Annotated in this window: 30 protein-coding genes and 1 tRNA gene; 17 read left to right on the top strand and 14 right to left on the bottom strand. The window is 61.9% G+C overall.

Annotated features, from left to right (window positions below; translation table 11 throughout):
- Positions 1 to 8: 8 nt before the first annotated feature.
- From AFIC_RS05235 to AFIC_RS05220, 4 genes are all read right to left on the bottom strand, one after another.
- Entirely contained in the window at positions 9 to 1556 is a 1548-nt protein-coding gene (locus AFIC_RS05235) for a class I adenylate-forming enzyme family protein (RefSeq protein ID WP_275248092.1), read from the bottom strand.
- 37 nt (positions 1557 to 1593) lie between these two features.
- Positions 1594 to 2733, bottom strand: a complete 1140-nt coding sequence (locus AFIC_RS05230) for an iron-containing alcohol dehydrogenase (RefSeq protein WP_275248650.1) — start codon at positions 2731 to 2733, stop codon at positions 1594 to 1596.
- Between the two features lie 63 nt (positions 2734 to 2796).
- Positions 2797 to 4011 carry an MFS transporter gene (locus AFIC_RS05225; protein ID WP_275248091.1) on the bottom strand — a complete coding sequence of 405 codons (1215 nt, stop codon included), beginning with the start codon at positions 4009 to 4011 and terminating at the stop codon, positions 2797 to 2799.
- 161 nt (positions 4012 to 4172) lie between these two features.
- The gene (locus AFIC_RS05220) at positions 4173 to 5225 is read right to left on the bottom strand and encodes a DUF2778 domain-containing protein (RefSeq protein WP_275248090.1); all 1053 of its coding nucleotides are present in this window, start codon (positions 5223 to 5225) and stop codon (positions 4173 to 4175) included.
- Between the two features lie 427 nt (positions 5226 to 5652).
- Here AFIC_RS05220 and AFIC_RS05215 point away from each other — a divergent pair, with 427 nt between their 5' ends.
- Positions 5653 to 6117, top strand: coding sequence for a hypothetical protein (locus AFIC_RS05215; RefSeq protein ID WP_275248089.1), 465 nt, complete (start codon positions 5653 to 5655; stop codon positions 6115 to 6117).
- Between the two features lie 56 nt (positions 6118 to 6173).
- Positions 6174 to 6950, top strand: coding sequence for a tetratricopeptide repeat protein (locus AFIC_RS05210; RefSeq protein WP_420833367.1), 777 nt, complete (start codon positions 6174 to 6176; stop codon positions 6948 to 6950).
- Here AFIC_RS05210 and AFIC_RS05205 read toward each other — a convergent pair.
- Entirely contained in the window at positions 6931 to 7401 is a 471-nt protein-coding gene (locus AFIC_RS05205) for a phage terminase large subunit family protein (RefSeq protein WP_275248087.1), read from the bottom strand. The genes AFIC_RS05210 and AFIC_RS05205 overlap by 20 nt on opposite strands.
- Positions 7301 to 7855 carry a terminase small subunit gene (locus AFIC_RS05200; RefSeq protein ID WP_275248086.1) on the bottom strand — a complete coding sequence of 185 codons (555 nt, stop codon included), beginning with the start codon at positions 7853 to 7855 and terminating at the stop codon, positions 7301 to 7303. The genes AFIC_RS05205 and AFIC_RS05200 overlap by 101 nt, the downstream gene beginning before the upstream one ends.
- A gap of 198 nt (positions 7856 to 8053) precedes the next feature.
- On the opposite strand from AFIC_RS05200, the gene AFIC_RS05195 reads away from it, so the two are divergent.
- The 7 genes from AFIC_RS05195 (at position 8054) to AFIC_RS05165 (ending at position 10438) form a co-directional block, all read left to right on the top strand.
- Positions 8054 to 8464 carry a hypothetical protein gene (locus AFIC_RS05195; RefSeq protein WP_275248085.1) on the top strand — a complete coding sequence of 137 codons (411 nt, stop codon included), beginning with the start codon at positions 8054 to 8056 and terminating at the stop codon, positions 8462 to 8464.
- Between the two features lie 148 nt (positions 8465 to 8612).
- Positions 8613 to 8786, top strand: a complete 174-nt coding sequence (locus AFIC_RS05190; RefSeq protein WP_275248084.1) for a hypothetical protein — start codon at positions 8613 to 8615, stop codon at positions 8784 to 8786.
- Positions 8758 to 9243, top strand: coding sequence for a hypothetical protein (locus AFIC_RS05185; RefSeq protein ID WP_275248083.1), 486 nt, complete (start codon positions 8758 to 8760; stop codon positions 9241 to 9243). The genes AFIC_RS05190 and AFIC_RS05185 overlap by 29 nt, the downstream gene beginning before the upstream one ends.
- An 85-nt stretch (positions 9244 to 9328) precedes the next feature.
- Positions 9329 to 9469: a hypothetical protein gene (locus tag AFIC_RS05180; RefSeq protein WP_275248082.1), complete on the top strand. Its 141-nt coding sequence runs from the start codon at positions 9329 to 9331 to the stop codon at positions 9467 to 9469.
- Between the two features lie 11 nt (positions 9470 to 9480).
- The gene (locus AFIC_RS05175) at positions 9481 to 9720 is read left to right on the top strand and encodes a DUF4160 domain-containing protein (protein WP_275248081.1); all 240 of its coding nucleotides are present in this window, start codon (positions 9481 to 9483) and stop codon (positions 9718 to 9720) included.
- Positions 9721 to 9728: 8 nt separating this feature from the next.
- Positions 9729 to 10223 (top strand): hypothetical protein, encoded by a 495-nt coding sequence (locus tag AFIC_RS05170; protein WP_275248080.1) that lies wholly within the window; start codon positions 9729 to 9731, stop codon positions 10221 to 10223.
- A complete protein-coding gene (locus AFIC_RS05165) occupies positions 10220 to 10438 on the top strand; it encodes a hypothetical protein (protein WP_275248079.1) in 219 nt (72 codons plus the stop codon). Before AFIC_RS05170 ends, AFIC_RS05165 begins: the two co-directional genes overlap by 4 nt.
- On the opposite strand, the gene AFIC_RS05160 is transcribed toward AFIC_RS05165, so the two are convergent.
- On the bottom strand, positions 10435 to 10818 hold the full coding sequence (locus AFIC_RS05160; RefSeq protein ID WP_275248078.1) for a hypothetical protein: 384 nt from the start codon (positions 10816 to 10818) through the stop codon (positions 10435 to 10437). The two genes, AFIC_RS05165 and AFIC_RS05160, sit on opposite strands and share 4 nt — an antisense overlap.
- Positions 10819 to 11774: 956 nt before the next feature.
- On the opposite strand from AFIC_RS05160, the gene AFIC_RS05155 reads away from it, so the two are divergent.
- Together AFIC_RS05155 and AFIC_RS05150 are read left to right on the top strand one after the other, a co-directional pair.
- A complete protein-coding gene (locus tag AFIC_RS05155; protein WP_275248077.1) occupies positions 11775 to 11951 on the top strand; it encodes a hypothetical protein in 177 nt (58 codons plus the stop codon).
- Positions 11951 to 12568 carry a hypothetical protein gene (locus tag AFIC_RS05150; RefSeq protein ID WP_275248076.1) on the top strand — a complete coding sequence of 206 codons (618 nt, stop codon included), beginning with the start codon at positions 11951 to 11953 and terminating at the stop codon, positions 12566 to 12568. The genes AFIC_RS05155 and AFIC_RS05150 overlap by 1 nt, the downstream gene beginning before the upstream one ends.
- 354 nt (positions 12569 to 12922) lie before the next feature.
- Here the strand turns inward: AFIC_RS05150 and AFIC_RS05145 are convergent, their stop codons facing one another.
- Genes AFIC_RS05145 through AFIC_RS05130 form a run of 4 tightly spaced genes read right to left on the bottom strand, consistent with a single transcriptional unit; the run spans position 12923 to position 14100 of the window.
- Positions 12923 to 13213 carry a hypothetical protein gene (locus AFIC_RS05145; RefSeq protein WP_275248075.1) on the bottom strand — a complete coding sequence of 97 codons (291 nt, stop codon included), beginning with the start codon at positions 13211 to 13213 and terminating at the stop codon, positions 12923 to 12925.
- Complete coding sequence (locus AFIC_RS05140) at positions 13210 to 13464, bottom strand: hypothetical protein (RefSeq protein WP_275248074.1); 255 nt, start codon at positions 13462 to 13464, stop codon at positions 13210 to 13212. Before AFIC_RS05140 ends, AFIC_RS05145 begins: the two co-directional genes overlap by 4 nt.
- Positions 13461 to 13829, bottom strand: coding sequence for a hypothetical protein (locus AFIC_RS05135; RefSeq protein WP_275248073.1), 369 nt, complete (start codon positions 13827 to 13829; stop codon positions 13461 to 13463). The genes AFIC_RS05140 and AFIC_RS05135 overlap by 4 nt, the downstream gene beginning before the upstream one ends.
- Positions 13822 to 14100, bottom strand: a complete 279-nt coding sequence (locus AFIC_RS05130) for a hypothetical protein (RefSeq protein WP_275248072.1) — start codon at positions 14098 to 14100, stop codon at positions 13822 to 13824. The genes AFIC_RS05135 and AFIC_RS05130 overlap by 8 nt, the downstream gene beginning before the upstream one ends.
- On the opposite strand from AFIC_RS05130, the gene AFIC_RS05125 reads away from it, so the two are divergent.
- The 6 genes from AFIC_RS05125 to AFIC_RS05100 all read left to right on the top strand — a co-directional run bounded on the left by AFIC_RS05125 (position 14073) and on the right by AFIC_RS05100 (position 17895).
- Positions 14073 to 14657, top strand: coding sequence for a hypothetical protein (locus AFIC_RS05125; RefSeq protein WP_275248071.1), 585 nt, complete (start codon positions 14073 to 14075; stop codon positions 14655 to 14657). The two genes, AFIC_RS05130 and AFIC_RS05125, sit on opposite strands and share 28 nt — an antisense overlap.
- Positions 14658 to 14669: 12 nt before the next feature.
- Entirely contained in the window at positions 14670 to 14924 is a 255-nt protein-coding gene (locus tag AFIC_RS05120; RefSeq protein WP_275248070.1) for a hypothetical protein, read from the top strand.
- Positions 14925 to 14953: 29 nt separating this feature from the next.
- On the top strand, positions 14954 to 15604 hold the full coding sequence (locus AFIC_RS05115; RefSeq protein ID WP_275248069.1) for an ASCH domain-containing protein: 651 nt from the start codon (positions 14954 to 14956) through the stop codon (positions 15602 to 15604).
- Positions 15601 to 16020, top strand: a complete 420-nt coding sequence (locus AFIC_RS05110; protein ID WP_275248068.1) for an SLOG family protein — start codon at positions 15601 to 15603, stop codon at positions 16018 to 16020. The genes AFIC_RS05115 and AFIC_RS05110 overlap by 4 nt, the downstream gene beginning before the upstream one ends.
- Positions 16017 to 16322, top strand: coding sequence for a hypothetical protein (locus tag AFIC_RS05105; protein WP_275248067.1), 306 nt, complete (start codon positions 16017 to 16019; stop codon positions 16320 to 16322). Before AFIC_RS05110 ends, AFIC_RS05105 begins: the two co-directional genes overlap by 4 nt.
- Before the next feature lie 277 nt (positions 16323 to 16599).
- Positions 16600 to 17895, top strand: a complete 1296-nt coding sequence (locus AFIC_RS05100; RefSeq protein ID WP_275248066.1) for a hypothetical protein — start codon at positions 16600 to 16602, stop codon at positions 17893 to 17895.
- A gap of 55 nt (positions 17896 to 17950) precedes the next feature.
- Here AFIC_RS05100 and AFIC_RS05095 read toward each other — a convergent pair.
- The 3 genes from AFIC_RS05095 to AFIC_RS05085 all read right to left on the bottom strand — a co-directional run bounded on the left by AFIC_RS05095 (position 17951) and on the right by AFIC_RS05085 (position 20146).
- Positions 17951 to 18026, bottom strand: a tRNA-Lys gene (locus tag AFIC_RS05095).
- 216 nt (positions 18027 to 18242) lie between these two features.
- Positions 18243 to 19568 carry a TRAP transporter large permease gene (locus AFIC_RS05090; RefSeq protein WP_275248065.1) on the bottom strand — a complete coding sequence of 442 codons (1326 nt, stop codon included), beginning with the start codon at positions 19566 to 19568 and terminating at the stop codon, positions 18243 to 18245.
- Positions 19565 to 20146 (bottom strand): TRAP transporter small permease, encoded by a 582-nt coding sequence (locus tag AFIC_RS05085; protein ID WP_275248649.1) that lies wholly within the window; start codon positions 20144 to 20146, stop codon positions 19565 to 19567. Before AFIC_RS05085 ends, AFIC_RS05090 begins: the two co-directional genes overlap by 4 nt.
- Positions 20147 to 20162: the final 16 nt, after the last annotated feature.

Below are 20162 nucleotides of genomic sequence, written 5' to 3'. Positions count from 1 at the left end.
GTACCGCTTCAGCCGGCCGGCAGCCGCCGGGTCAGCGCCGCCCGGTCCACCTTGTAGCCGGATGTCAGCGGCAGCTCTTCCAGAATCTCGGCATGCACGGGAATTTTATAGGACGGCAGTTCGCGCTGGCAGACCGCGCGCAGGGCCGCGAGATCGACCGCCACCCCGCCCTGCGGTGCCACGAACAGCGCGAAGCGGGTTTCCCCGGCATGCTGCATCGGCACCGCCACGGCGCGGACGCCCGGAAACGCCGCCTCCACCACGCTCTCGATTTCGGCGGGATGGACGCGATAGCCCTGCACCTTGACGAGCAGGTTGGCGCGGCCCGCGATGTAGAAATAGCCGTCCGCATCGGCACGAGCGAGATCGCCGGTGCGCAGCCAACCGTCGCTCAGCGCCTCCGCGCTCGCGGCATCATCCTGCCAGTAGCCGAGCATGACATTGGGGCCGCGTGCACACAGCATCCCGGCTTCGCCCTGCGGCAAGGCCCGGCCGGATTCATCCAGCACCGCCAGTTCGACGCCGGATAGCGCCCTGCCGATCGAGCCTTCGCGCACTTTCAACTGATCCGGCGGCAGCACCGCGAGCCGCGCGGCGGCTTCCGACTGGCCATACATCACATAGAACGCAGCGGGCGCGATCAGATCAGCCATCTGCACTGAAAGATCGTGGCGCAATCCGCCGCCCGCGACCGACATGTAGCGCAGAGACGGCATCACCTGCTCACCGAGGCGGCCGTACTTCATCAGCATGCCGTAGACTTCCGGCACCGCTGAAAAACTCGTGGCATCGAATTTGGCGATGGCCTGCGGGATCGTCGCCGGAAACATCAGCGCGCCCGCGAACACCATGGTCGCGCCCGCGAGCATATGTGTCTGTAAAATGGAATTGCCGAACGCGTGGCAGAACGGCAGCAGCACTAGCGCGCGCTCATCCACCGTGATCGGGAGATCGTGCAGGATCGATTGCGCATTGGACAGAAGATTGCCATGGCTCAGCATCACGCCCTTCGGCAGACCTGTGGAGCCGGAGGTGAACAGCAGCATCGCCAGATCGTCGCGCCCGCGCTGCGGCGATGGGCGCGCGATGTCCGCGGCGGAGTCCGCGATCAGCGTCACCGTGTCAGCCGCCTCAATCGCGAGATTTTTCGGCACGATCAGGATATCGGGATTGCACGCATCCTCGATCTGCCTCAGCCGCATCGGCTCAAGCGTCACCGGCAACGGCACCACCACGCCATCGGCCAGCAGCGTGCCGTAATAGGCCGCGACGTACTCCGGCGAATTCGCGAGTTTCAGCGCGACGCGCGCGCCTGGCGCATGATCGGGCCGGCTGCACAGATAGCGGCGCACGCTCTCGGCGGCGCGCAGCAGCCAGCCATAAGTAAAAGTGCCCTTCTCCGTCACGATCGCCGGATGATCGCCGCGCGCGCGGGCGACGTCGAAGAACGCCAGCCCGAGGTTCGCGGCACCTTCGAGCGGCGGCACGGTGAATTCGCCCGCAGCCACGCGCGCGGGCGTCGTATCATCGCCGAATTGAAGAAGAACGGTGTCCATCACGCCTCACGCCGGGAACGGCGCAATCCTTGCCACATCACAGCGCCGCACGATAGATACCGAGCGCGTCAGTGTGCGTCATCTCGCGCGGATTGTTGATCAGGAGCCGCGTCTGCTTCATCGCGTCTTCCGCCAGCGCATCGAGATCGGATTCCTTAATACCGACATCCCGCAGCCGCGTCGGCAGACCGAGTTCGACCGGCAGTTCCGCAAGCCATGCGACCAGTGAAGCCGCGCCATTGCTCCTGCCCGGCACGAGAATGTCGGCGATCCGCGCATAATGCGCCTCGGCGGCCGGTGCATTGAATTGCAGCACCTGCGGCAGCACCAGCGAATTGGACAGGCCGTGCGCGACATGGAAGCGCGCGCCGACCGGATAGGCCAGCGCATGAACGGCAGCGACCGGCGCATTGGCAAACGCCATGCCCGCGAGCATCGAGCCGAACAGCATGTTGTGCCGCGCCTCGATGTTCGCGCCGTCACGGCAGACGGTTCGGATGTTGCCGCCGAGCAGCCGCAGCGCCTCGCGCGCCAGCGCGTCCGACATCGGGTTCTTCAGCCGCTTGCTGGTGTAGGCCTCGATGGCATGAACCATCGCGTCGATGCCAGTCGCGGCGGTGACATGCGCGGGCAGACCAAGCGTCAGTTCGGCGTCGAGCACCGCCCAGTCCGGCAGCAGCACCGGGGAAACCACGCCCTTCTTCTCATTCTCGCCGGTCGTCACGATGGAGATCGGCGTGACTTCCGATCCGGTGCCCGCCGTGGTCGGCGCAAGAATGAGCGGCAGGCGTTTGCCCTTCACCATGCCGACGCCGTAGATATCCGCGAGCTTCTCGTCGCCATGCGCCAGCAGCGCCACGAGCTTCGCCACATCCATCGAACTGCCGCCGCCGATGGCGACGACGCCATCCGCCCTGGCCGCGCGTGCCATTGCGACTGCGCGCTCGATCACATGCACCGGCGGGTCGGCTTCCACCTCGGAAAAGATCGTAACGGCGACGCCTGCCTGCTCCAGTCCTTTCAAACCGGCTTGCAGCAGCCCCGCTTTCATCACGCCGGGATCGGTGACGAGCAGCACAGAATTGCAGCCGAGCGTCTTGGCCAGTTCACCGATGCGCGCGGAAGCGCCTGGCTCCATCAAGAGCGATTTGGTCGATTGAAACGTAAAGCCCGGCATCGCGGCACCTCGATCCATCCGGCAGCGATTGTTCAGGCGTCGCAGCAGGCGGTCAAGACGACTTCATTCCAATCGTTCGACCTTGCGCAAGGCCGGAAACAGCCGCATCCATGTCAGCGCGATCAGGATCGTGGCGATGCCGCCGAGCAGCGCCGCCGGAACCGCGCCGAGCCAGGCCGCCACCACGCCGCTCTCGAATTCGCCGAGCTGGTTCGAGGCGTTGACGAACAGATAGTTCACCGCGCCGACCCGGCCGCGCATGTCGTCGGGCGTGGACAACTGCACCAGCGAGAAGCGGATCACCACGCTGACGGTATCGACCGCGCCCATCGCCGCCAGCGCCAGCAGCGACAGCCAGAGGTTTGTCGATAGCGCGAAGATGATGGTCGCCACACCGAACGCTATCACCGCCTGAAACATCCGCAGGCCCACGCGGCGGTTGATCGACAGATGCGCGAGCACGACCGTCATCGCCAGCGCGCCCACCGCAGGCCCTGCCCGCAGCAGGCCGAGCCCCCATGGCCCGGTTTGCAGAATGTCGCGCGCATAGATCGGCAGCAGCGCCGTGGCGCCGCCGAACAGCACCGCGAACAGATCGAGCGAGATCACGCCGAGGATGGTCGGGTTGTCGCGCACGAACCGCACCCCGCCGAACAGCGCACCGAGCGTCGGCATCTCCTTCGGCACCGCCGGCCGCTCGAAGTGAATGGCCCGAGTCATGACCGAGGCGAGAAACCACAGCACAGTCATCAGCGCATAGGGCACGCCAGGCGAGATGGCGTAGACGAAACCGCCCAGCGCCGGGCCGACGATGGTCGCCATCTGGTTGCCTGCGGTCGAGAGCGCCGTCGCCTGCTGCAAGCGGCCGGGCGGCGCCACGGCAGGCAGGATCGCGGCCGTCGCCGGGCTCTCGAACGCCGTCGCGGTGCCGAGAACCGCGAGCGCCGCGAAGATCCACGGCACGGTGAGAATGCCGAGGAAGTTGCCGAGCGCCAGCGCCACCGCCGTCAGCCCTTCCACGCTCTGGCAGGCTTGCAGGACCCGGCGGCGGTCGTAACGGTCCGCGACATGGCCCGCCACGAACACCAGAATTGCTGTCGGCAGGAATTGCGTGAGTCCGGCAAGGCCGAGATAAAGCGCGCTGCCGGTCAGATCGTAGATCTGCCAGCCGATCGCGACCGTCGAAATCTGGGCTGCGAAGCGGGAAAAGCTCCGCGTCACGAAGAAGAACTGAAATGGACGATGGCGCAGGATGTCGCGCGGAGAATCGAATTCCATTCAGCCGTGATACCTTCGGAAAGGCGAGCCGCGAGCGCGGGCCCGTGCAATATATCGCATCAGTGCATGGCGTGGATCGGTCAGCCTTGGCAAGACCCCGCACCGCATGCGAGGTCTGCAACGCGCCAGAACGGATCACAAAAGGGAGAGATCGGCCGTCTTTACGTGTCGAGGTGGGCAACCACGACGAGCTTCTTCACTTGCTGCTTCTTGTAGGCCTGAAGGAAGGCGTTGTAGTTCCTGAACGAGACGCAGCCGTTGGAATCGCCGTTCGGGCCCAGCATGTAGGTATGTGCGAGAAGTCCGGTGCGGCCGTAAACGTTACTATCCACCGGGGTCAGACGGATCGCCTCGACGCCGTGGAACAGGGATTCGCGCAGCTTCAGTTCATAGGTCGCGGGCGGCGTCGCGCCCCGCATCCGCTCGTTGACGAAGCGCGGATCGTCGAGCCGGCTGCCGAGACCGGAATGCGCCTCGAGCTTGGTGCCGTCCGGCATGTAAACGGTGCGCGCCGAAATGTCGTAGACGGCGGTATGGGGGTCGTAGCGGCCGCCGATGCGGCTCGTGCCGTTGCTGAAGATGCCGCCATCCGGGGAGGCATAGGCCAGCGTGGTGTTGGCCGGGCGCAGCTTGCCGAACAGGCGCTCGAAGATCGACGGCTGCTTGGCGGGCTCGGCGAGCGCGACCTCCCTGTTTTCCTGCGCCGCATCCTGGCGCGAGGGGCCGTTCTTCGCGATCTCGACGGACGGACGCGGCAGCGGCAGCGGCACGGCCGCGGCCACGTCCTGCGCGATATCATCCGGCGGCGTCACAGTCGCGGTCGTGGCCACATCGACCCTGGCCTGCTTGGGAGCGGGCTCAGGCGCAACCGCCGCCCAGCGATCCTCGAACGCGATCCCGGACCAGCGTTCCTCGAACGCGATCGGACGGCTGAAGGACGTCGCCGGGCCAAGCGGCGAGGTGGCATCCAGCAGGGCGGCGTATTGTTTTGGAAAAGCGGTCGGGGCGGGAACGGTGGTCGCGAGATCGAACGGAGGAATCGATTGGGCCGGAAGGGCCGCCTTGCCGAGACTCGCGTTCAGAATCCAGAGGCAGGACAGCCCGCCACCGGCCAGCAGGATGCCGCCAACGAAGGTCTGCCGGATCGCCTTGCGGGTACGCACCTCGCGCTCAGGCGCGCGCGGAGGTACAGGCCTGCGTGGGCGTGACTTCATCTGCCTCGTGGTATGCACTACGTCCCCCGGGCCCCCTTCGTGCATGTGGTGCACACATGCCGATAGGCCATTCAATTGCGGATTTGTCATGACGGCAACCCCGTATTTACCGGGATTCCCCTGTGACGTGCCGATGGCCCATTAAATGAGGGTTTTAGTTAAATGCGAATTAAATGCCGTGAGGATTCCGAATGCGCTCCTGCCACCTGCATCCGCGCGCGCCCGGCATCAGGCAAAAGCCCTGCTCCGGCCAGCCAGAATCATCACAACGCATTGAAATCAATTATGATTTGGTGGGCGATGTAGGGCTCGAACCTACGACCCGGTGATTAAGAGGCATTTGAAGTTTGGCGCTTTCCAATGCCCGTTCCGACAAGATGTCTGTTCGACCTGCCTTGAAGCCGCTGTAGAATTCCGGGCTGTCGGAATGGACCGGTCGCGGGCCGAAATGATGCAAATCCCCAGAAAACCTCACTGGCCGATGTCCGGCGGTGACCGGAAAGCCCTCGCGAAGGCGATCCGTGAGGCCGACGGCGCCTACTCCGTTAATAAAGAGAAGGCCGTCCGGGCGAGGTCAGAAGCCGCCCGCTTCGAGTGCGAAGCATGGCATGCGCAGATTTTCCAAGGCGGCCCGATGTACCCGTCACCGACCATGGCCGACGCGATCTTGGCCGGTTTCACCGGTGCCGAACTTCAGTGCAAACGGTGCAACACGACCAAGACGATCGATCTGGCGGCCATTAAGCGTCCGCCGAATATGCCGATCGCAGCCCTAGACGATACCGGGATTACCTGCAAAGTCTGCGGGCCGCAGCGCTGGAAGCTGCGGGCGCGCCTGTTGGGCCTTCGGATGCCTTACACCGCCGGGCCTTCGCCGACAGAGGACGAGTAGAGTTGCCGCCAGCAGACGTTTTAAACCGGGCACTGGCCGCGCTTCAGAATGGCCGATTGGATGACGCCGAGCGCGGGTTTTCCGAATTTCTGCGCAGCGAGCCGAAGCACTTCGGCGCACTCAATCTCCATTCGGTTACGCTCCTTCAGCTCGGAGAATTCGCCGAAGCTGAAAAGCAGCTACGACAAGCGATCGCCGTCGACGACCGGTCAGATCAGACGTTCTATAACCACGGTATCGCTCTGAAGAGCCTGAAGAGGCCCATCGAGGCCGTCGAAGCCTTCACACGGGCTATCGAACTAAACCCTGCGGTAGCCGAGACGTGGAATAACCGCGGAACAGCCTTCAACGATCTGAAGCAATATCGGGCGGCGGTCGCGGACTTTGACCGCGCGATCGCCCTATCGCCAGGCTACGCCGGCGCCTTCTTCAACAAGGGCAATTCGTTGAGGCTGGCTGGCGATCAGCATGCAGCGCTTGCTGCATTTCACCGTGCTGTTCAAATCCAACCGGGCTTCGGTGAGGCGTGGCAGGAAATCGCCTTTCTACTCGGCAGCAATGGCGATCACACCGGGGCGCTCGCGGCATGCGAACGAGCCATCGCGGCAAATCCTGAATTGAGGTTCGCGAGGGCGCTGCGCTTTCTTTCAAGCGCCAACCTTTGCGATTGGACAAGATACGTGGCCGACACCGAAGACGTTCTCGCCAATCTCGAGACAGACAAGCCAGATGTCAGGATGCCGTCGGTCTATCTCACGCTCCCTGCTTCCGCCGAGCAGCAGCAGCGGGCCGCTACTAGCTTTTTCGAAGGCTTCATCGACAGCGGTTCATGAGCGTTTTCTTCTGACGCTTGCCATCGATGCCGCCGAGAACTTTCGGCAACAGCGACTTCGACTGCCTGAAGAGCTCAACCAGTCTTGGCTCGAACTGGTCGGTCACAAACTCCTTCGACGGGCCGACGTACAGCATCGGCGCCGGGCGGTTGTCCAATCGCTCCCCGATGATGTCGAGGAAGCTTTCTGTCTTTCCGCTCTGCGCCGCGGTCACAAACACAACCAGGCGATATTTCGGATCGGTCCCGAACTGGTCCGCGAACGGGACCGCGTACGGGGTCAGCGATGGATTGCGCTGTCCGGGGACACCAGTCCCCGGCCCATAAACCCGGTTATGCCTACCCCAATGGCTAGGCGTCTGCCTCTTCGGCGTCCAAGCTGACTTCGCGGCCACTTCGAAGAGCGTCGCTCGCCTTCTCGAAGCGTTCGCGGCATCTATCAACTGCGCCATTCAGGTGCTTTTCGATTTCCGATCGAACCTGCAGGTCGCGGGTGGACGCCGCCGGCAGGCCCGAGAGCTCGGAGCGGAAGGTTCCGAGGATGTCGGCAAACACCGCCTCGACCTCTTCCATTTCAACGAGCCGGTTTTCCTCGCGGGCAATCCGCAATTCCTCGCCGCGCGCCCTTGCGGCCTCAAGCCGCTTCCGTTCTTCCGTTTGCGAGGATCTTCGATCATCGCTCTCGCGGAATTTCAGCGCCGCTTGCGCAACGTCCTGCGGCTTGTACTTCCCGCGGCCGACACGATGCAGGAAGCCTTCCTTCACTAGCGTCAGCACGTGAGTTTCGCTTTTGCCGATTAGCGCAGCGGCGTCTGAAAGCCCCAAACGCAGGTGTTGAAGCGGCGATCCTGCCTTTTCCGGCTTCGATTTTGCCTCTTTCGATTTTTCGCGGGTCGACAAAACCAAACCTCACTTCGAAAAATCGGAAATATGCTCAAAGCTCGGGCCGCTGCGTGGCGCACCGCTCAGCGAGAAATGTACGGTCCCTATCCTTTTCACTGGATGGTGCCCCTGCCTCGATACGGAGGGCCACAGCGCGTTGTCCTGAAAAGAACGACGCGCGGTAGCGCGTCTGTAATCGCTCACCACGTCAGGCTCGCCTCATTGCTCGATCCTGACCCGCTGCCACCGACTTGGACGGCTGAACACGTCGGCAAGCGTCTGATCGAGGCACATGCGGTGTTGAACCGTGTGCCGATGAAGCTTGCGCCTGCAGGATACGGTGCGATGTGGCCGGCATATCGACATGAAGCTGGCGAGCTTGCGCATCAGGCGGGCGCAGGAACACTCGCAATCGGCCGCAACGTCATCGTGCGCACGGCCAGCGCAGACGAGGTCGCGCGAATGAACGAGGCGCTGCAATGGCCGATGCAGTTCTTGGGCGCGACGCCACACGCGGCTGAATACGTGAATTGGTGGGCGTCGCACAGCGAGCCGCAAGAGGAAGATCGCCCCACGTCGTATCTTCAGATCATCGCAGACGCACTGAACGCAGCGAAGAAGGTTGTTAGATGACGGATGAAACTGTGATGACCATATATGCTGCTGGTGTCTGTATTACCTTCGGAGCCATTATTTCTAAGATGGGTTTCGCGGCTATTCTGCTTTGCGGTATCTGGCCCGCGTATTGGCTCGCCGCCTTCGGCTATTGGCTGGCAAACTGATGCCGACGCAGCTGCACCAATGGGTGCTGAACTGGAACGCTATCCTCAACCAGTTTCCGCGTGGAAATACGATTGTCCGCTTTACCGACGCGATCTTCGTCGGCGCGGTCCCGCCAGACTTCCAAGAGCGCCACGATAACGACAATGCCGACACGCAACGAACGCCTGGCTAATCATTACATCGCAGCCATGGGCGTCACCGGCGTTTTCATCGAGCAGGGCAAGCTGATCTTCAAGGCTGGGCAATGCGTTTCGGTGACGGTGGCGAAGCCGCCGGCGTCGCGCAGGATCTTCTGCGTCGCGCGGCCGAGCCATGCCTTGCTGGTGGTCGAACGACTGTCCGCGCTTCTCCCCAGCGTCACCGATTGGGACGGTGCACTGACTGCGCTGAAGGTCGTGGCTGGTGAGGCATGCATAGGCGTCACGCCGCACGATGTCGTGGCGCTCCGGGCCTGCGACGTTGTCCATGAGGTGAATGCCCGGTTTGAGGCGATGCGGGCGACCTTTCAACTGAAGGAGCTGAACCGGGAGTTCAAAGCGCGCCGGGGGCATGGTGAGGCAGTCACCTATGCCGATTTTATTCACGCGAAGAAGGCCGATATGCTGACGGCCATGGCCCGGACGCTATAAAAATATCTCCGAAAACCGTATAAGATTGTTGACCTATCCGGAAATCGGAGTATATTTAGACCATCGAAACGGAGGCCAGAAGCCGATGAAGACCCAGACCCTGAAGTTCCGCACGAAAGCCCAAGCCCGCTCGACGCTGGCCCCGCTTTTCTATGCCGGTCTTATCAATCCGTACGCGCTGCGCCGCGCGCATCGCGGCTATCGCGTCGAAATCGTCTTCATCTAAGGGCCGGGCAGATGGGCAAGCTTCACCAGATCGGCAACATCATTATCCGGGTGTATGCCAATGACCATCTGCCCCCGCACTTTCATGCTATCGGCCCGGACGATGCTGCACTGATCGAAATCGAGACGCTGGCCGTCTTGGCCGGATCGCTCCAAGGCGCAGCGCGCCGGAAGGTCATGGCGTGGGCGGAAGCCAATATCGAAGCGATCCGCGCCGAATGGAACCGAACCAATCCGCGCTTTCCACTGTGAGGGACAAAATGAACGATGTTCGCATTATGAAGGTTGAAGCCCGGACCCCGACCGGGTTGTTCGTGCGCTTCAAGGGCTCTGTCGCGCTGCACTCGGTTGATCTGGCTGGCTGGATCAAGACTGGCGGCGATATCCTTTCACCGCTTCGCGATCCGCAGGTCTTCGCGCATGTATCCGTTGGGGACCACGGCGCCGCCGTCACATGGGATGACGGCGAGGGCGATTTGTCGATCGACGCTGTTCACCTGAAGATGATCGTCGATGAACAGAAGCCCTTCGGCAACGAGGATGTTCGGAAGTGGCAGTCGCGCTTCGACTTGTCGAACGCTGAAGCCGCCGACCTTGTCGGCGTTAGCCCTTCAACTTGGGCAACGTACAAGACGGATGCGTCTATCCCGAAGGCGGTCGCGCTGACGTTGCGCGCATCCCAACGTGATCCGCTGTTTCTTCAAGCGCACCTGCGCCCGCGTACGACGGGCCGGCCACGGAAGGAAATGCAATGAGTGAAGCGTCGAACGATGACGACTTTCAAAACATGGTACGTGAAATTCTCGACGGCATCCCGCAGGGTCTGTCGGTTGGACAATTTCGCGTCTGCGTTCAGCCGTTTTTAAACGCCTGCTATCGCGATGAAGTGATCGAAGCAGAGCGGCAGTATTTTTGCGTGAAGGTGCGCGGCGAAAGCATGGACCCGCCGCGCGAGGATCGCGGCGGTTAGTCCGATGTCCTCGACCGGCGCATCGTGAAGGTGATGATGTCGCCGGGCTCTTCAGCCCAACTCTCGACCATCGTGTCGTAGCCCTCTTTCGGCCATTGCCGGTAGAAGTCCTCGGCTTTTTGCCTGGCCTCGAGCCGTGGAAGACGAAACGTCTCCCGAATGTACGGGTCGAACCTCTTGTCGCGGGAGCGCTGGGCCATCCGCTCGGCCAGTTCGCGCGGCGACCGTACCGGTGCGCGGAGCTCATGATGCCAGTGCTTCAGGATATTCTCGGGAGCGCTGGCGTCAAACATCTCGCCGCACTTGTCGCACTGGACGAACGGCGGAGCCATGTATCCCGCTCGCGTTGACCCTGCGTCGCGGCGTTTGTCACCGGCCATGACGCGGGCCTCCCGAGAAGAATTGCCGCATGCCGATTTCGGCGAACATGAGCGGCCCGCCATGCTCGGCCACCAAGCGAACTGCCTCGGCGGCGGCCTGAGCGTCGGGGTGATCCCGCCGCTTTTTCGGGAGGCTCAAGAGGAATTCCGCCGCTTCTTTCAGGGTGCGGATCGACGGCCCTTTGGGCGGCCGGATCGGCTCGGCAAACTTCCGGTTCCACGACACAGACGCAACTCCACACGCAACACGCACACGGCTCGGGGACCAAAATGTCCCTTGTCCCCCCGAAAATGTCCCCACGAATGTCCCCACTGATTTGCGAGTGACGATGGCGACAGCCTTAAAATGGGGGACAAACAGGGGGACAAAAAGCGGTTTTCAACACGTCATGAAAATAAATTTTGGGCGGTGCTCGCACAGCGAGGAAATCACCCGTCATGCACTGAAAACATTAGCGAAGTAATCAAAAATCGGCGGTGTCCAAATCACCCCGCAGCCGGGGACATTCGGGGACAAACCACCAAATTGTCCCCTTTGTCCCCTTTGACAAGGTCCGAAAAATCGGTGCATCACGTGCGCGCCCGCAGCTTGGCGCAGCCTATGGCAAGCAAGCGCGGTGCGTCAGCACCCAGCGCTTGCGGCTTCTACAGAGGATATGCCGTTGGAGCAGTCTACTTCCGTTCATAAGAAGCAGATGCTCGAACAGGCCACCCGAGAGTTCCTGAAAAAGGCAAAATCTGGTGAGGTCGAAATTCGACGCCATGACCGGCGCGAAGCGACGGCGTGGCATAAATCGCTTCCGACAGATCGGAGGCAACAGATCAACGAGGCGTACCGGGTTGCGAGATTGTCGGGTTTAACCCGGTTATCCTTCGCAGACTGGTTGATCGAAAAATTCGCAGACTAGGCCCGGGCCGGTAACGGCATCGGGCCGTTTTCATTTCGGGTATCGGTCATGTGCAACTGCCACAAACGCGGCATCGCCATTGTCACCGGAACACGCGCTCTCGCCGCAGGTGACACCGAAACCGCAAAAGAGCAGGTGAAGGTTTTCGCCCGCACCATCGCCGACGATGTTGCCGCATTCCGCAGCAAGATCGCATCCGCGAAAACGCGACTGGCTCGACGCTGATGCCCGGGATCGATTATCGCGTCGATCTGTCGCCGCTCTCGAAGATCGGAAACGCGCTTCAGGCCGCAGGGAAACAAATCCCGCTCGTCATGACGCGAGCGATCAACCACACCGGACTGAAAGCGCGCACCGCAATGCGCCGCGTTCTGGTGAAACAAACCGGCCTCAAGGCGCGCACCATCAACCGCGCTGTGAAGTCGACGAAATCATTCAACGGATCGGCCTTCGTCATCCGGTCCGCTGGCGGCAACATTCGCCTGAAATTCTTCAACGCGAGGGAGACCCGCAAGGGCGTCACCGCAGCACCTTGGAACGAACGCCGTCTCTACCCCGGCACGTTCATCAAGGGCGGCGTCTTCCCGAACCGCAAAGACCTCGGCATGGGCGGACAGGTCTTCGAGCGCACCAGCCGCAGTCGCTTCCCCATCAAGGGCAAGAAGTCAGGGCTCTACATCGCGAACGAAATGGTAAGCGGTGCATCACACGATGCGTTCTATTCCGTGGTGAACGCCGACCTTGCACCGCGTATCGAGCATGAACTGTATCGCGTTCTCGGCTGGCTGGATCGACCATCCGGTACGTCCCGGGGATCAGACCTTCGCGCGGCGGCGGGGTAGCTTCCTGTTCCTCGCTCAAATCCGGCTGCTGGATCGGATCAGGCAGCTTCAGCGGCTTTTCCGTGATGGTCCAACGGGGCGACTTGTCCTTCGACGTGCGGCGCTCGAGCGCGCGCTTCATCTTCTTAATACGCTTTGCCTCGGCATCGCGCTCGGCATCCCAATGCGCTTGTGGGTGCGGCACCGCCGTGATGATCGCCGCGCGGCGCTCGACAGCGGCTGCTCTTGCCTTCCGCTTCTCTTCCTTCGCCGCCTTCCTTTTGGCGGCAGCCTCTTTGCGTAGGCGATTTTCTTCGCGCCGCGCTTCACGCGCGGCCCGGTCTGCCTCCGTCTCGGCTGCCGACTTCTTTTCCGTCATTGCCGCGTTTGCGCCTTTTCGTGTTCGATACGCCTGTCGAAGTCTTCGCGAAGCATGCTTGCGAACTGCGCCGTCATTTGCTGGATGACCTTTTCACCACGATCACGCATCAGTTGATCCGAACTGACGACTTCGGCGCATATTCCTGATGTTGCCGCCTGCGAGACGACAACGAACATCGACCAATCGTGCCGCATATCGCATTCCAACATCACGCGCCGGTGAGCGCGGTAAAGGATGTCTTGCGCGCGCTGGATATTGTCGGGCTTTTCCTTTTTCCGCTTCATTCGCAAAGCCTCTTCGCCAGCTTGGTCAAATCGATCGAGGTCATGCGGCCGTTCAGATTGACCTCCATTTCACAATGCGCGCATTCGGTTTTCCCGTAAGGACCGATGACGATTTCGCAGCCCGATGGCTTGCCGCATTCCGGCACTGAAATCACACATGCAAAAGCATCGCCGGCGACGCGGGAGATTTCGACGCCTTGCGCATCGAATGCCGCGATCAGTTCTTCCTCGACTTTGCGGAAGTCCTTCATGCCGGCGCCCTTTCCAGTTTTGCGAGTTGCAGCTTCAGAAGGATGATCGTCATCGCGCGGGCCAGGTCGGCGGCGGTTATCGACTTGCCGTCCTTCCATCCGCCCAGAACGCGCTCGCGCAGCGCCTTCGCCGCGGCATTGCAGATGTCCATGCGCTGAAAGCCGAGAAAGCCAGCCAGCGCGGCCGCTCCGTCCATGAACGACACCGGGCAAAGCGTCTGCGCCGGAACGTCGAGCGCATCCAAGATGTCGGCACCCAGCGTCCGGTCTTCGCCGTCACCGTTTTCGAGGCGGATCAGCAGGCGGCGGACTGCGGCGGCTTTGGTGCGCTGCGCGTCGGTCGTATGGATGCGAGTATCAACCATGAGCCTCTTTGCCCCATGGATTGTCGCCCCAGATATTCGCCACAGCCCAATCAACGAAAGCGTCGATCTGCTGACGCTCACGATCGGTAGCCTTGTCGATCATTTGTTCGAGCGGGGTTCTGCGCTCGGCCCAGAAGGGCCGGATGCCAGTCGCATGCTCGAAAGCGTCGAGCGCGCCGGGCTCCGATGCTACCCAGCGAAGGAAGCCAGCGAAGGCGATAGCCATCACTGGATTGTCGGCATATGCGATCCGCTCTTCGTTCTGGCTCATCGCAACGCATCCCGAAGAAACTCGGTCAACGCATAAGTCTTCTTATCCTGAACGATCAGGTTCGCTTTATCGACCACGATCCGCAGCCGCAAGGTCAGGATGAATTCGACGATGAGCCTGCGCAGGATGACGCCGGTCAGACCGATGACGGCAAGCCGATGCAGCAAGACCGACGTGACGACCGTATAACGACCGGCCCGCAGCCAACGGACGACGGTCCGATGCCGAGCGCTGCCGCTCCGGAGCCCCAGCAGCAAGCGAAGCAGGAAGACCCGAAGGAAGATGCGCGTGAAGATAAGGCACCTGTCGACCAGGCTGTCGGCGAGGACGTTCGGCGCTGGCCGAATGGCGAGCTTCCGACCGATCCTGACGAATACGAACACTATGTCGAGACGAAGCTGTCCGATTACACCCACGAGACGGCGGACAAAATCCCCGACTGGTGGAAGTCGGCAGATGAAAAGAAGCTTCGCGAGAAGTGCAAGGTCAGCAAGGAGCTTCACGACGAACTGCGCAATAAGGCTGCGACGCGCAAAAACGCCCTGCTGAAGGGTTAACCTATGCGCCGCTTGATCGAAGCCGGATGGATCGGACTGCGGATCGCGGCGATACCGCTCGATGCGCCTGCCGTGCAGCTTGACGAAATGCGCAATGCATTCTTCGCCGGGGCGCAGCATCTTTTTTACAGCATCATGACGATCCTTGAAGAAGGATCAGACGCGACAGACAATGATCTGAAGCGCATGGACCTGATCGATCGGGAATTGCGAGCGTTCATCAACGAGTACACCGTTCGCAACGTCCCGCCAGAGGGCAACGCATGACACATGATTGTCACGCAACCGGCTGCTTCGTGTCGGTGCCGCATCACATCTTCATGTGCGCACGCCATTGGCGCATGGTTCCTAAGCCGTTGCGCGAGGCGATCGGCCAAGGATGGTCGATGGGCGGGGGAAGCCCCTATCGCGCGAACTGCCTTGAAGCGATCCGCGTTGTCGCGGGCGCCGAAGGTGCCCGCTCCGCGCCCGGGATTGAACCGGGCATGAAGGCGCTGACGATCTGGCAACCGTGGGCATCGCTGATCATCATGCTGGCAAAGCCGTATGAATTCCGTGGCTGGAATTTCACGGACAGGCCGAACCTCGCGAAGCTTGTCGGGCGACGCATCGTCATTCATGCCGCGGCGAGGCAGCCGAAGGCTGACGAATTGGAAGACATTCTGGATCGGTTCGATGCTGGCGAAAGCAGCTTGCTTCCGAGCGCGCGACCGTTTGTTGAGTGGCAGCTTCAATCACTCCGCGAGACGAAGAAGATCGCCGCGCCCGTATCGGCTGCGCTGGGAACGGCCGTTATCGGCGAACCGGTCAATGTCCTGAAGCTGTTTCCCGACGAAGATCCGGATCGGCTTGACCCGTCTATGTACGGCTGGCCGATGACCGACGTTCGGCAGTTTCCTGAACCTATTCCCGCGGCTGGCGCGCAAGGCTTTTGGAATTGGTCATGACAACGATCATCGTATGCGGCGGCCGTTGGTACGGCCGCGTACCGCTCGACTGCACGCCCGAACTGCGGCAGGCGCACGCCGCGCGCGCCGCGAAGCAGGCGTTCTTCATGCGGGAAACGCTCGATCACCTTCGGCGCGACCGCGGCGTGCGGAAGGTCATATCCGGCGGGGCGCCCGGCGCCGACACGATCGCGCACCAATGGGCGATCAGCAAAACCATCGCATCCGTCGTCATGCGTGCGGAATGGAAGAAGTTTGGCCGGGCGGCCGAGCCTATCCGGAACAAGCGCATGCTGGAAGAAGGCAAGCCCGATTTCGTGATCGCATTCTTTGGCGGCGACGGCACCGCCGACATGATCCAGCAGGCCCGCTTCGCAGGCGTCGAAGTGATCGACTATCGGGAGCGCTGTCCGTGACCGCGCCCGGCCGCATCGCCTGCTGTGTCCCGTTCTGCCGACGGACCTGCCGGAACGATGGCGGCTTCGCGGAATGGATTTGCGGGAAGCATTGGGCCGCCGTCTCGAAGACGACGAAGCGCCGCCGGCGGCTCGCCGATCGGGCGAAGGCGCGGGCCTTCCGCCGCTCCGACCAGCAATATCTCGAACAGGGAGGGCTTACCGAAAGCCAGCTAAACCGCGCGCTCGCAGCCGGGGAGCTTTCCCGGGCTCTATGGCGGCGCTGCAAGCGCGAAGCCACAGAACGGGCGATGGGGATCTGATGTCGCCGCGCGCACCCATACCAGCACGATATCCGCCGACGGGCACGTGGCCGGCGGTGATGCGCGCTGACATGGCGGCGGCGTATCTGGATTATCGTGACACCGGCGAACTATCCCGGGCTGTCGGCCGCGGGGAGGCCCCGGCGCCGACCAGTTTTCACGGCGTCGGGCGCTCGAAAGAGCCAGTTTGGGCGAAGGCCAGCCTTGACAGCTTCATTTCGCCCGGGCGTTCTACGGCTGACAATCCTTCGAGTAAAACGGATTTGGCGAGCCTCGTATGAAACCGCCGCGTACCGCCCAGCCGATGCCCCGCTATTGCCGTCGCAAGCTGTTGAAAAACGGCACGTGGGCGTATTTCTTCGAAATCCCGACTTGGGCCAAGGAACAGGGCTGCAAGCTAGAAAACGAGCCGCTGGGCTCGGATTACGCCGCCGCCGTGAAGCGCGCCGAAGAAGTTCTGCTGCCCGCCTTCGATAGCTGGCGCTCACGCGGCCTGACAGACATGGTTCCGTGCACCGTCGCGCCGGGATCGTTCGATTGGCTCGTTTCCGTCTTCAAGTCGCATCGGGCTTGGAAAGAGGTCGATCGCAAAACGCAGCGGCTTTACGAACAGGGGATGACCCTCTTCGCCGATTACGTCCTGAAGGACGGATCGCGCGCTGGCGCGCGTCAGCTTTCCGAGTTCACGAAGGGCTTCGTCGATGCCGTCTATGACAAGCTGCTGTATGTGCCTGTCGTGGATGACAAGGGAAAGCCGGTGATGGGGAAGGACGGCAAGCCAGTGCTGCGCGAGCGGCGCCGGTTCGCCAATGCAGCCATGCAGGGATGCCGGCGCGCGTGGTTCATCGGCATGCGAGCGGAAGAAAAGATCGTCCCGCAGACGAACCCGTTCGCGAAGATGGGCCTTAAGACGCGCACCGCTGGCACAGCACGGAAGGAAACGCCGACGGCAACGTGGGATGAACTTGTCGCCTTCCGCGAGAAGGCGAAGGCGCTTGGCTATCATTCGATCGCGACTGCCGCCCTGACGGCATGGGAGTGGCTGCAGCGAGAAGAGCATGTCTTTGGAGCGTTCGACGTCCGCCACTACCGGCCGAAAGAGCGTCCGAACAGCGTTTGCGTCGTCCACCCGAAGACCGGCGAAGAGGCATGGTGGCCGCTGTTCGATGAAACCGGCGAAACTCTATTCCCCGAACTGATGGCAGAACTCGACGCCATCAAGGCCAAGACCATCGCCGGACTGGTTTTCCGACGCGATCATGCACACCGGCGGGGCGCCGTGCTGAAGCCATGGATCACGGAAAAAGGCGGTCTGGATTACCTTCGCTCGACGGTTAAGGACATCGTCCGGGCGGCTGGCCTGCGCGACGAACTGTCATTTACGTCGTTCCGCCACGGCGGCTTTACCGAAGGCGCTGATAGCGATTGGACGGACGCCGAACTTCGGGCCGCGGGCCGCCATAAATCGGCCAGGCAGCTTCCCACGTACGCCAAGCGGACCCGGAAACAGCTTATCTCGGCGACGCAGAAACGGCGCGCGGAGCGAACAAAAGCAGGCGGTTTGTCGGAATAGCGGCTGACCACTTGTCGGAATGGGGTCGCACGGACCCGCTAAGTCATTGATTTTGTGGTGGGCGATGTAGGGCTCGAACCTACGACCCGGTGATTAAGAGTCACCTGCTCTACCAACTGAGCTAATCGCCCGGCTCCAACCGGATAAGTGATGTCCGTGGGAGGCCGTCATTTAGCAAAGGCATCCCCTGATGTCCAGCAAAGGCGGGCATGATTTTGTTCGTAAAATCATGGCCTCCGGCATGGACTGTGGATGACCGGCGACCCCGCGGCAGGCCCTGCCCCGAACGCAAAAGCCGCCGAAACCGGCGGCTTTCACGATTCGATCCCGGCAGATTCATCCGCTCCCTAGAGCATCCCGAGCATCCGCGGCAGCCACAGCGAGATTTCCGGAATGAAGGTCACCGCCACGAGGAACATCAGCATCGTCAGCAGCCACGGCCACACCGCGATGGTCAGTTCGGTGATGCCCATCTTGGCGATGCCCGAAGCGACATAGAGGTTGAGGCCGACCGGCGGGTGACACATGCCCACTTCCATGTTCACCACCATCAGGATGCCGAGATGCACCGGATGGATGCCGAGCTTTACCGCGATCGGAAACAGCAGCGGCGCGGTGATGAGAACGATGGAGCTCGCCTCCATGACGTTGCCCGCGAGCAGCAGCAGCACGTTGACGAAGATCAGGAACGTCACCCAGTTCACGCCGTTGCCGATGATCCAGGACGTCAACTGCTGCGGAATCTGCTCGCTTGTCATCAGGAACGAGAACAGCACCGCGTTGGTGATGATGTAGAGGATCATCGCGCTCATGTTGGCGGAGCCGAGCAGCACGCGCGGCACGTCCTTCAGCGTCATGTCCTTGTAGACGAACACCGCGATGACGAAGGCATAGACCGCGCTCATCGCCGCCGCCTCGGTCGGCGTGAACCACCCGGCATAGATGCCGCCGAGCACGATGACGATCAGCAAAAGCCCCCAGATGCATTCGCGGAAGGTCTTGATGCGCTCGGCCCAATCGGCGCGGGAAAGGCGCGGGTAATCGTTCTTCCAGGCCCGATAGAATGTCGTCACGCCGAGCAGGGTCGCCAGCATCAATCCGGGGATGACGCCCGCCATGAACAACTGGCCGACCGACGCCGACAGCACGCGCTCGCCGTTCGGCCCAAGAGCGACGCTGCCGCCGGTCGCGACCGAATAGATCACCATCACGATCGAAGGCGGGATCAGGATGCCGAGCGCGCCGGAGGTCGTGATGACGCCGGCGCCGAAGCGCTTCGGATAACCCTGCTCCACCATCGCCGGCAGCAGGATCGAGCCGATCGCGATCACGGTCGCCGGCGACGAGCCGGAGATCGCCGCGAACAGCGCGCACGCCATGACGCCCGCGAGCCCGAGGCCGCCATACCAATGGCCGACCATCGAGGTCGCGAATCTGATCATGCGTCTGGCGACGCCGCCATGGGTGAGGAAATTGCCCGCGAGAATGAAGAACGGGATCGCCATAATCTCGAAATTCTCGATGCCGGTGAACAGCTTCAGCGCCACCGACTCGATCGGCACCGTCGTCATGACGAACAGGAACGTCAGCACGGTAAGACCGAGCGCGATCGAAATCGGCATACCGGTCAGCATCAACGCGATAAGAAGAAGGAAGATGAAAAGCGTGCTCATCGCTGACCCTCCGGCGTTGGGCCAACCGCATCATCGACTTCGATTCCCTCGACATGCGAATGATCGTGATGCGGCAGTTCTCCGGTCCGCCAATAGGCAAAGGCGACTTGCAGGAAGCGGAAGCACATCAGGTAGGAGCCGAGCGGAACGCACAAATAGACAAACCAGCTCGGCCATTCGAGATCCGGCGTGGTTTGATCTGTCAGGCTGAGGCCATAGACGAACTTCGCGCCCATCGTGCCGATCACGCCGGTGAACAGCGCGCCGCACAGCAGCCCGAAAAGGATCGTGGCCTTGCGCGAGGCCGGCGGCAGCTTGAGAACCAGCACGTCGACGCCGACGTGAATGCCGGTGCGCACGCCGTAGGCGGCGCCGAACTTCGCCATCCACACGAACATGTAGATGCACAGCTCCTGCGCCCAGGACATGTGGATCTGATACAGATACGGATAGAGGAACGAGACGCCCGAGCCATAACGATGCACGACCGCGATAAAAATTATCACGGTAGCCGCCGCTATCAGGAAGGTGATCAGAATTTCCTCGAGGCGATCGAGGATTCGCAAAAATAGCCCCACGGCAGCCCCCACGGTA

This window comes from [Pseudomonas] carboxydohydrogena (assembly GCF_029030725.1).
Classification (GTDB): Bacteria; Pseudomonadota; Alphaproteobacteria; order Rhizobiales; family Xanthobacteraceae; genus Afipia; species Afipia carboxydohydrogena.
Note: the sequence above shows the minus strand (reverse complement) of the source record. Positions and strands in the feature narration are given on the sequence as shown.

What these genes read in the sequence shown, in the direction of transcription:
- AFIC_RS05170 (WP_275248080.1), top strand. Translation starts at nt 9,729, where the DNA reads ATGAACGATGTTCGCATTATGAAGGTTGAAGCCCGGACCCCGACCGGG.
- AFIC_RS05110 (WP_275248068.1), top strand. Translation starts at nt 15,601, where the DNA reads ATGACAACGATCATCGTATGCGGCGGCCGTTGGTACGGCCGCGTACCG.
- AFIC_RS05100 (WP_275248066.1), top strand. Translation starts at nt 16,600, where the DNA reads ATGAAACCGCCGCGTACCGCCCAGCCGATGCCCCGCTATTGCCGTCGC.
- AFIC_RS05125 (WP_275248071.1), top strand. Translation starts at nt 14,073, where the DNA reads ATGCGATCCGCTCTTCGTTCTGGCTCATCGCAACGCATCCCGAAGAAA.
- AFIC_RS05155 (WP_275248077.1), top strand. Translation starts at nt 11,775, where the DNA reads ATGTGCAACTGCCACAAACGCGGCATCGCCATTGTCACCGGAACACGC.
- AFIC_RS05185 (WP_275248083.1), top strand. Translation starts at nt 8,758, where the DNA reads ATGCCGACACGCAACGAACGCCTGGCTAATCATTACATCGCAGCCATG.
- AFIC_RS05230 (WP_275248650.1), bottom strand. Translation starts at nt 2,733, where the DNA reads ATGCCGGGCTTTACGTTTCAATCGACCAAATCGCTCTTGATGGAGCCA.
- AFIC_RS05205 (WP_275248087.1), bottom strand. Translation starts at nt 7,401, where the DNA reads ATGGCGCAGTTGATAGATGCCGCGAACGCTTCGAGAAGGCGAGCGACG.
- AFIC_RS05235 (WP_275248092.1), bottom strand. Translation starts at nt 1,556, where the DNA reads ATGGACACCGTTCTTCTTCAATTCGGCGATGATACGACGCCCGCGCGC.
- AFIC_RS05090 (WP_275248065.1), bottom strand. Translation starts at nt 19,568, where the DNA reads ATGAGCACGCTTTTCATCTTCCTTCTTCTTATCGCGTTGATGCTGACC.
- AFIC_RS05150 (WP_275248076.1), top strand. Translation starts at nt 11,951, where the DNA reads ATGCCCGGGATCGATTATCGCGTCGATCTGTCGCCGCTCTCGAAGATC.
- AFIC_RS05165 (WP_275248079.1), top strand. Translation starts at nt 10,220, where the DNA reads ATGAGTGAAGCGTCGAACGATGACGACTTTCAAAACATGGTACGTGAA.
- AFIC_RS05180 (WP_275248082.1), top strand. Translation starts at nt 9,329, where the DNA reads ATGAAGACCCAGACCCTGAAGTTCCGCACGAAAGCCCAAGCCCGCTCG.
- AFIC_RS05140 (WP_275248074.1), bottom strand. Translation starts at nt 13,464, where the DNA reads ATGAAGGACTTCCGCAAAGTCGAGGAAGAACTGATCGCGGCATTCGAT.
- AFIC_RS05215 (WP_275248089.1), top strand. Translation starts at nt 5,653, where the DNA reads ATGGACCGGTCGCGGGCCGAAATGATGCAAATCCCCAGAAAACCTCAC.
- AFIC_RS05220 (WP_275248090.1), bottom strand. Translation starts at nt 5,225, where the DNA reads ATGAAGTCACGCCCACGCAGGCCTGTACCTCCGCGCGCGCCTGAGCGC.
- AFIC_RS05135 (WP_275248073.1), bottom strand. Translation starts at nt 13,829, where the DNA reads ATGGTTGATACTCGCATCCATACGACCGACGCGCAGCGCACCAAAGCC.
- AFIC_RS05130 (WP_275248072.1), bottom strand. Translation starts at nt 14,100, where the DNA reads ATGAGCCAGAACGAAGAGCGGATCGCATATGCCGACAATCCAGTGATG.
- AFIC_RS05145 (WP_275248075.1), bottom strand. Translation starts at nt 13,213, where the DNA reads ATGAAGCGGAAAAAGGAAAAGCCCGACAATATCCAGCGCGCGCAAGAC.
- AFIC_RS05175 (WP_275248081.1), top strand. Translation starts at nt 9,481, where the DNA reads ATGGGCAAGCTTCACCAGATCGGCAACATCATTATCCGGGTGTATGCC.
- AFIC_RS05160 (WP_275248078.1), bottom strand. Translation starts at nt 10,818, where the DNA reads ATGGCCGGTGACAAACGCCGCGACGCAGGGTCAACGCGAGCGGGATAC.
- AFIC_RS05190 (WP_275248084.1), top strand. Translation starts at nt 8,613, where the DNA reads ATGCCGACGCAGCTGCACCAATGGGTGCTGAACTGGAACGCTATCCTC.
- AFIC_RS05225 (WP_275248091.1), bottom strand. Translation starts at nt 4,011, where the DNA reads ATGGAATTCGATTCTCCGCGCGACATCCTGCGCCATCGTCCATTTCAG.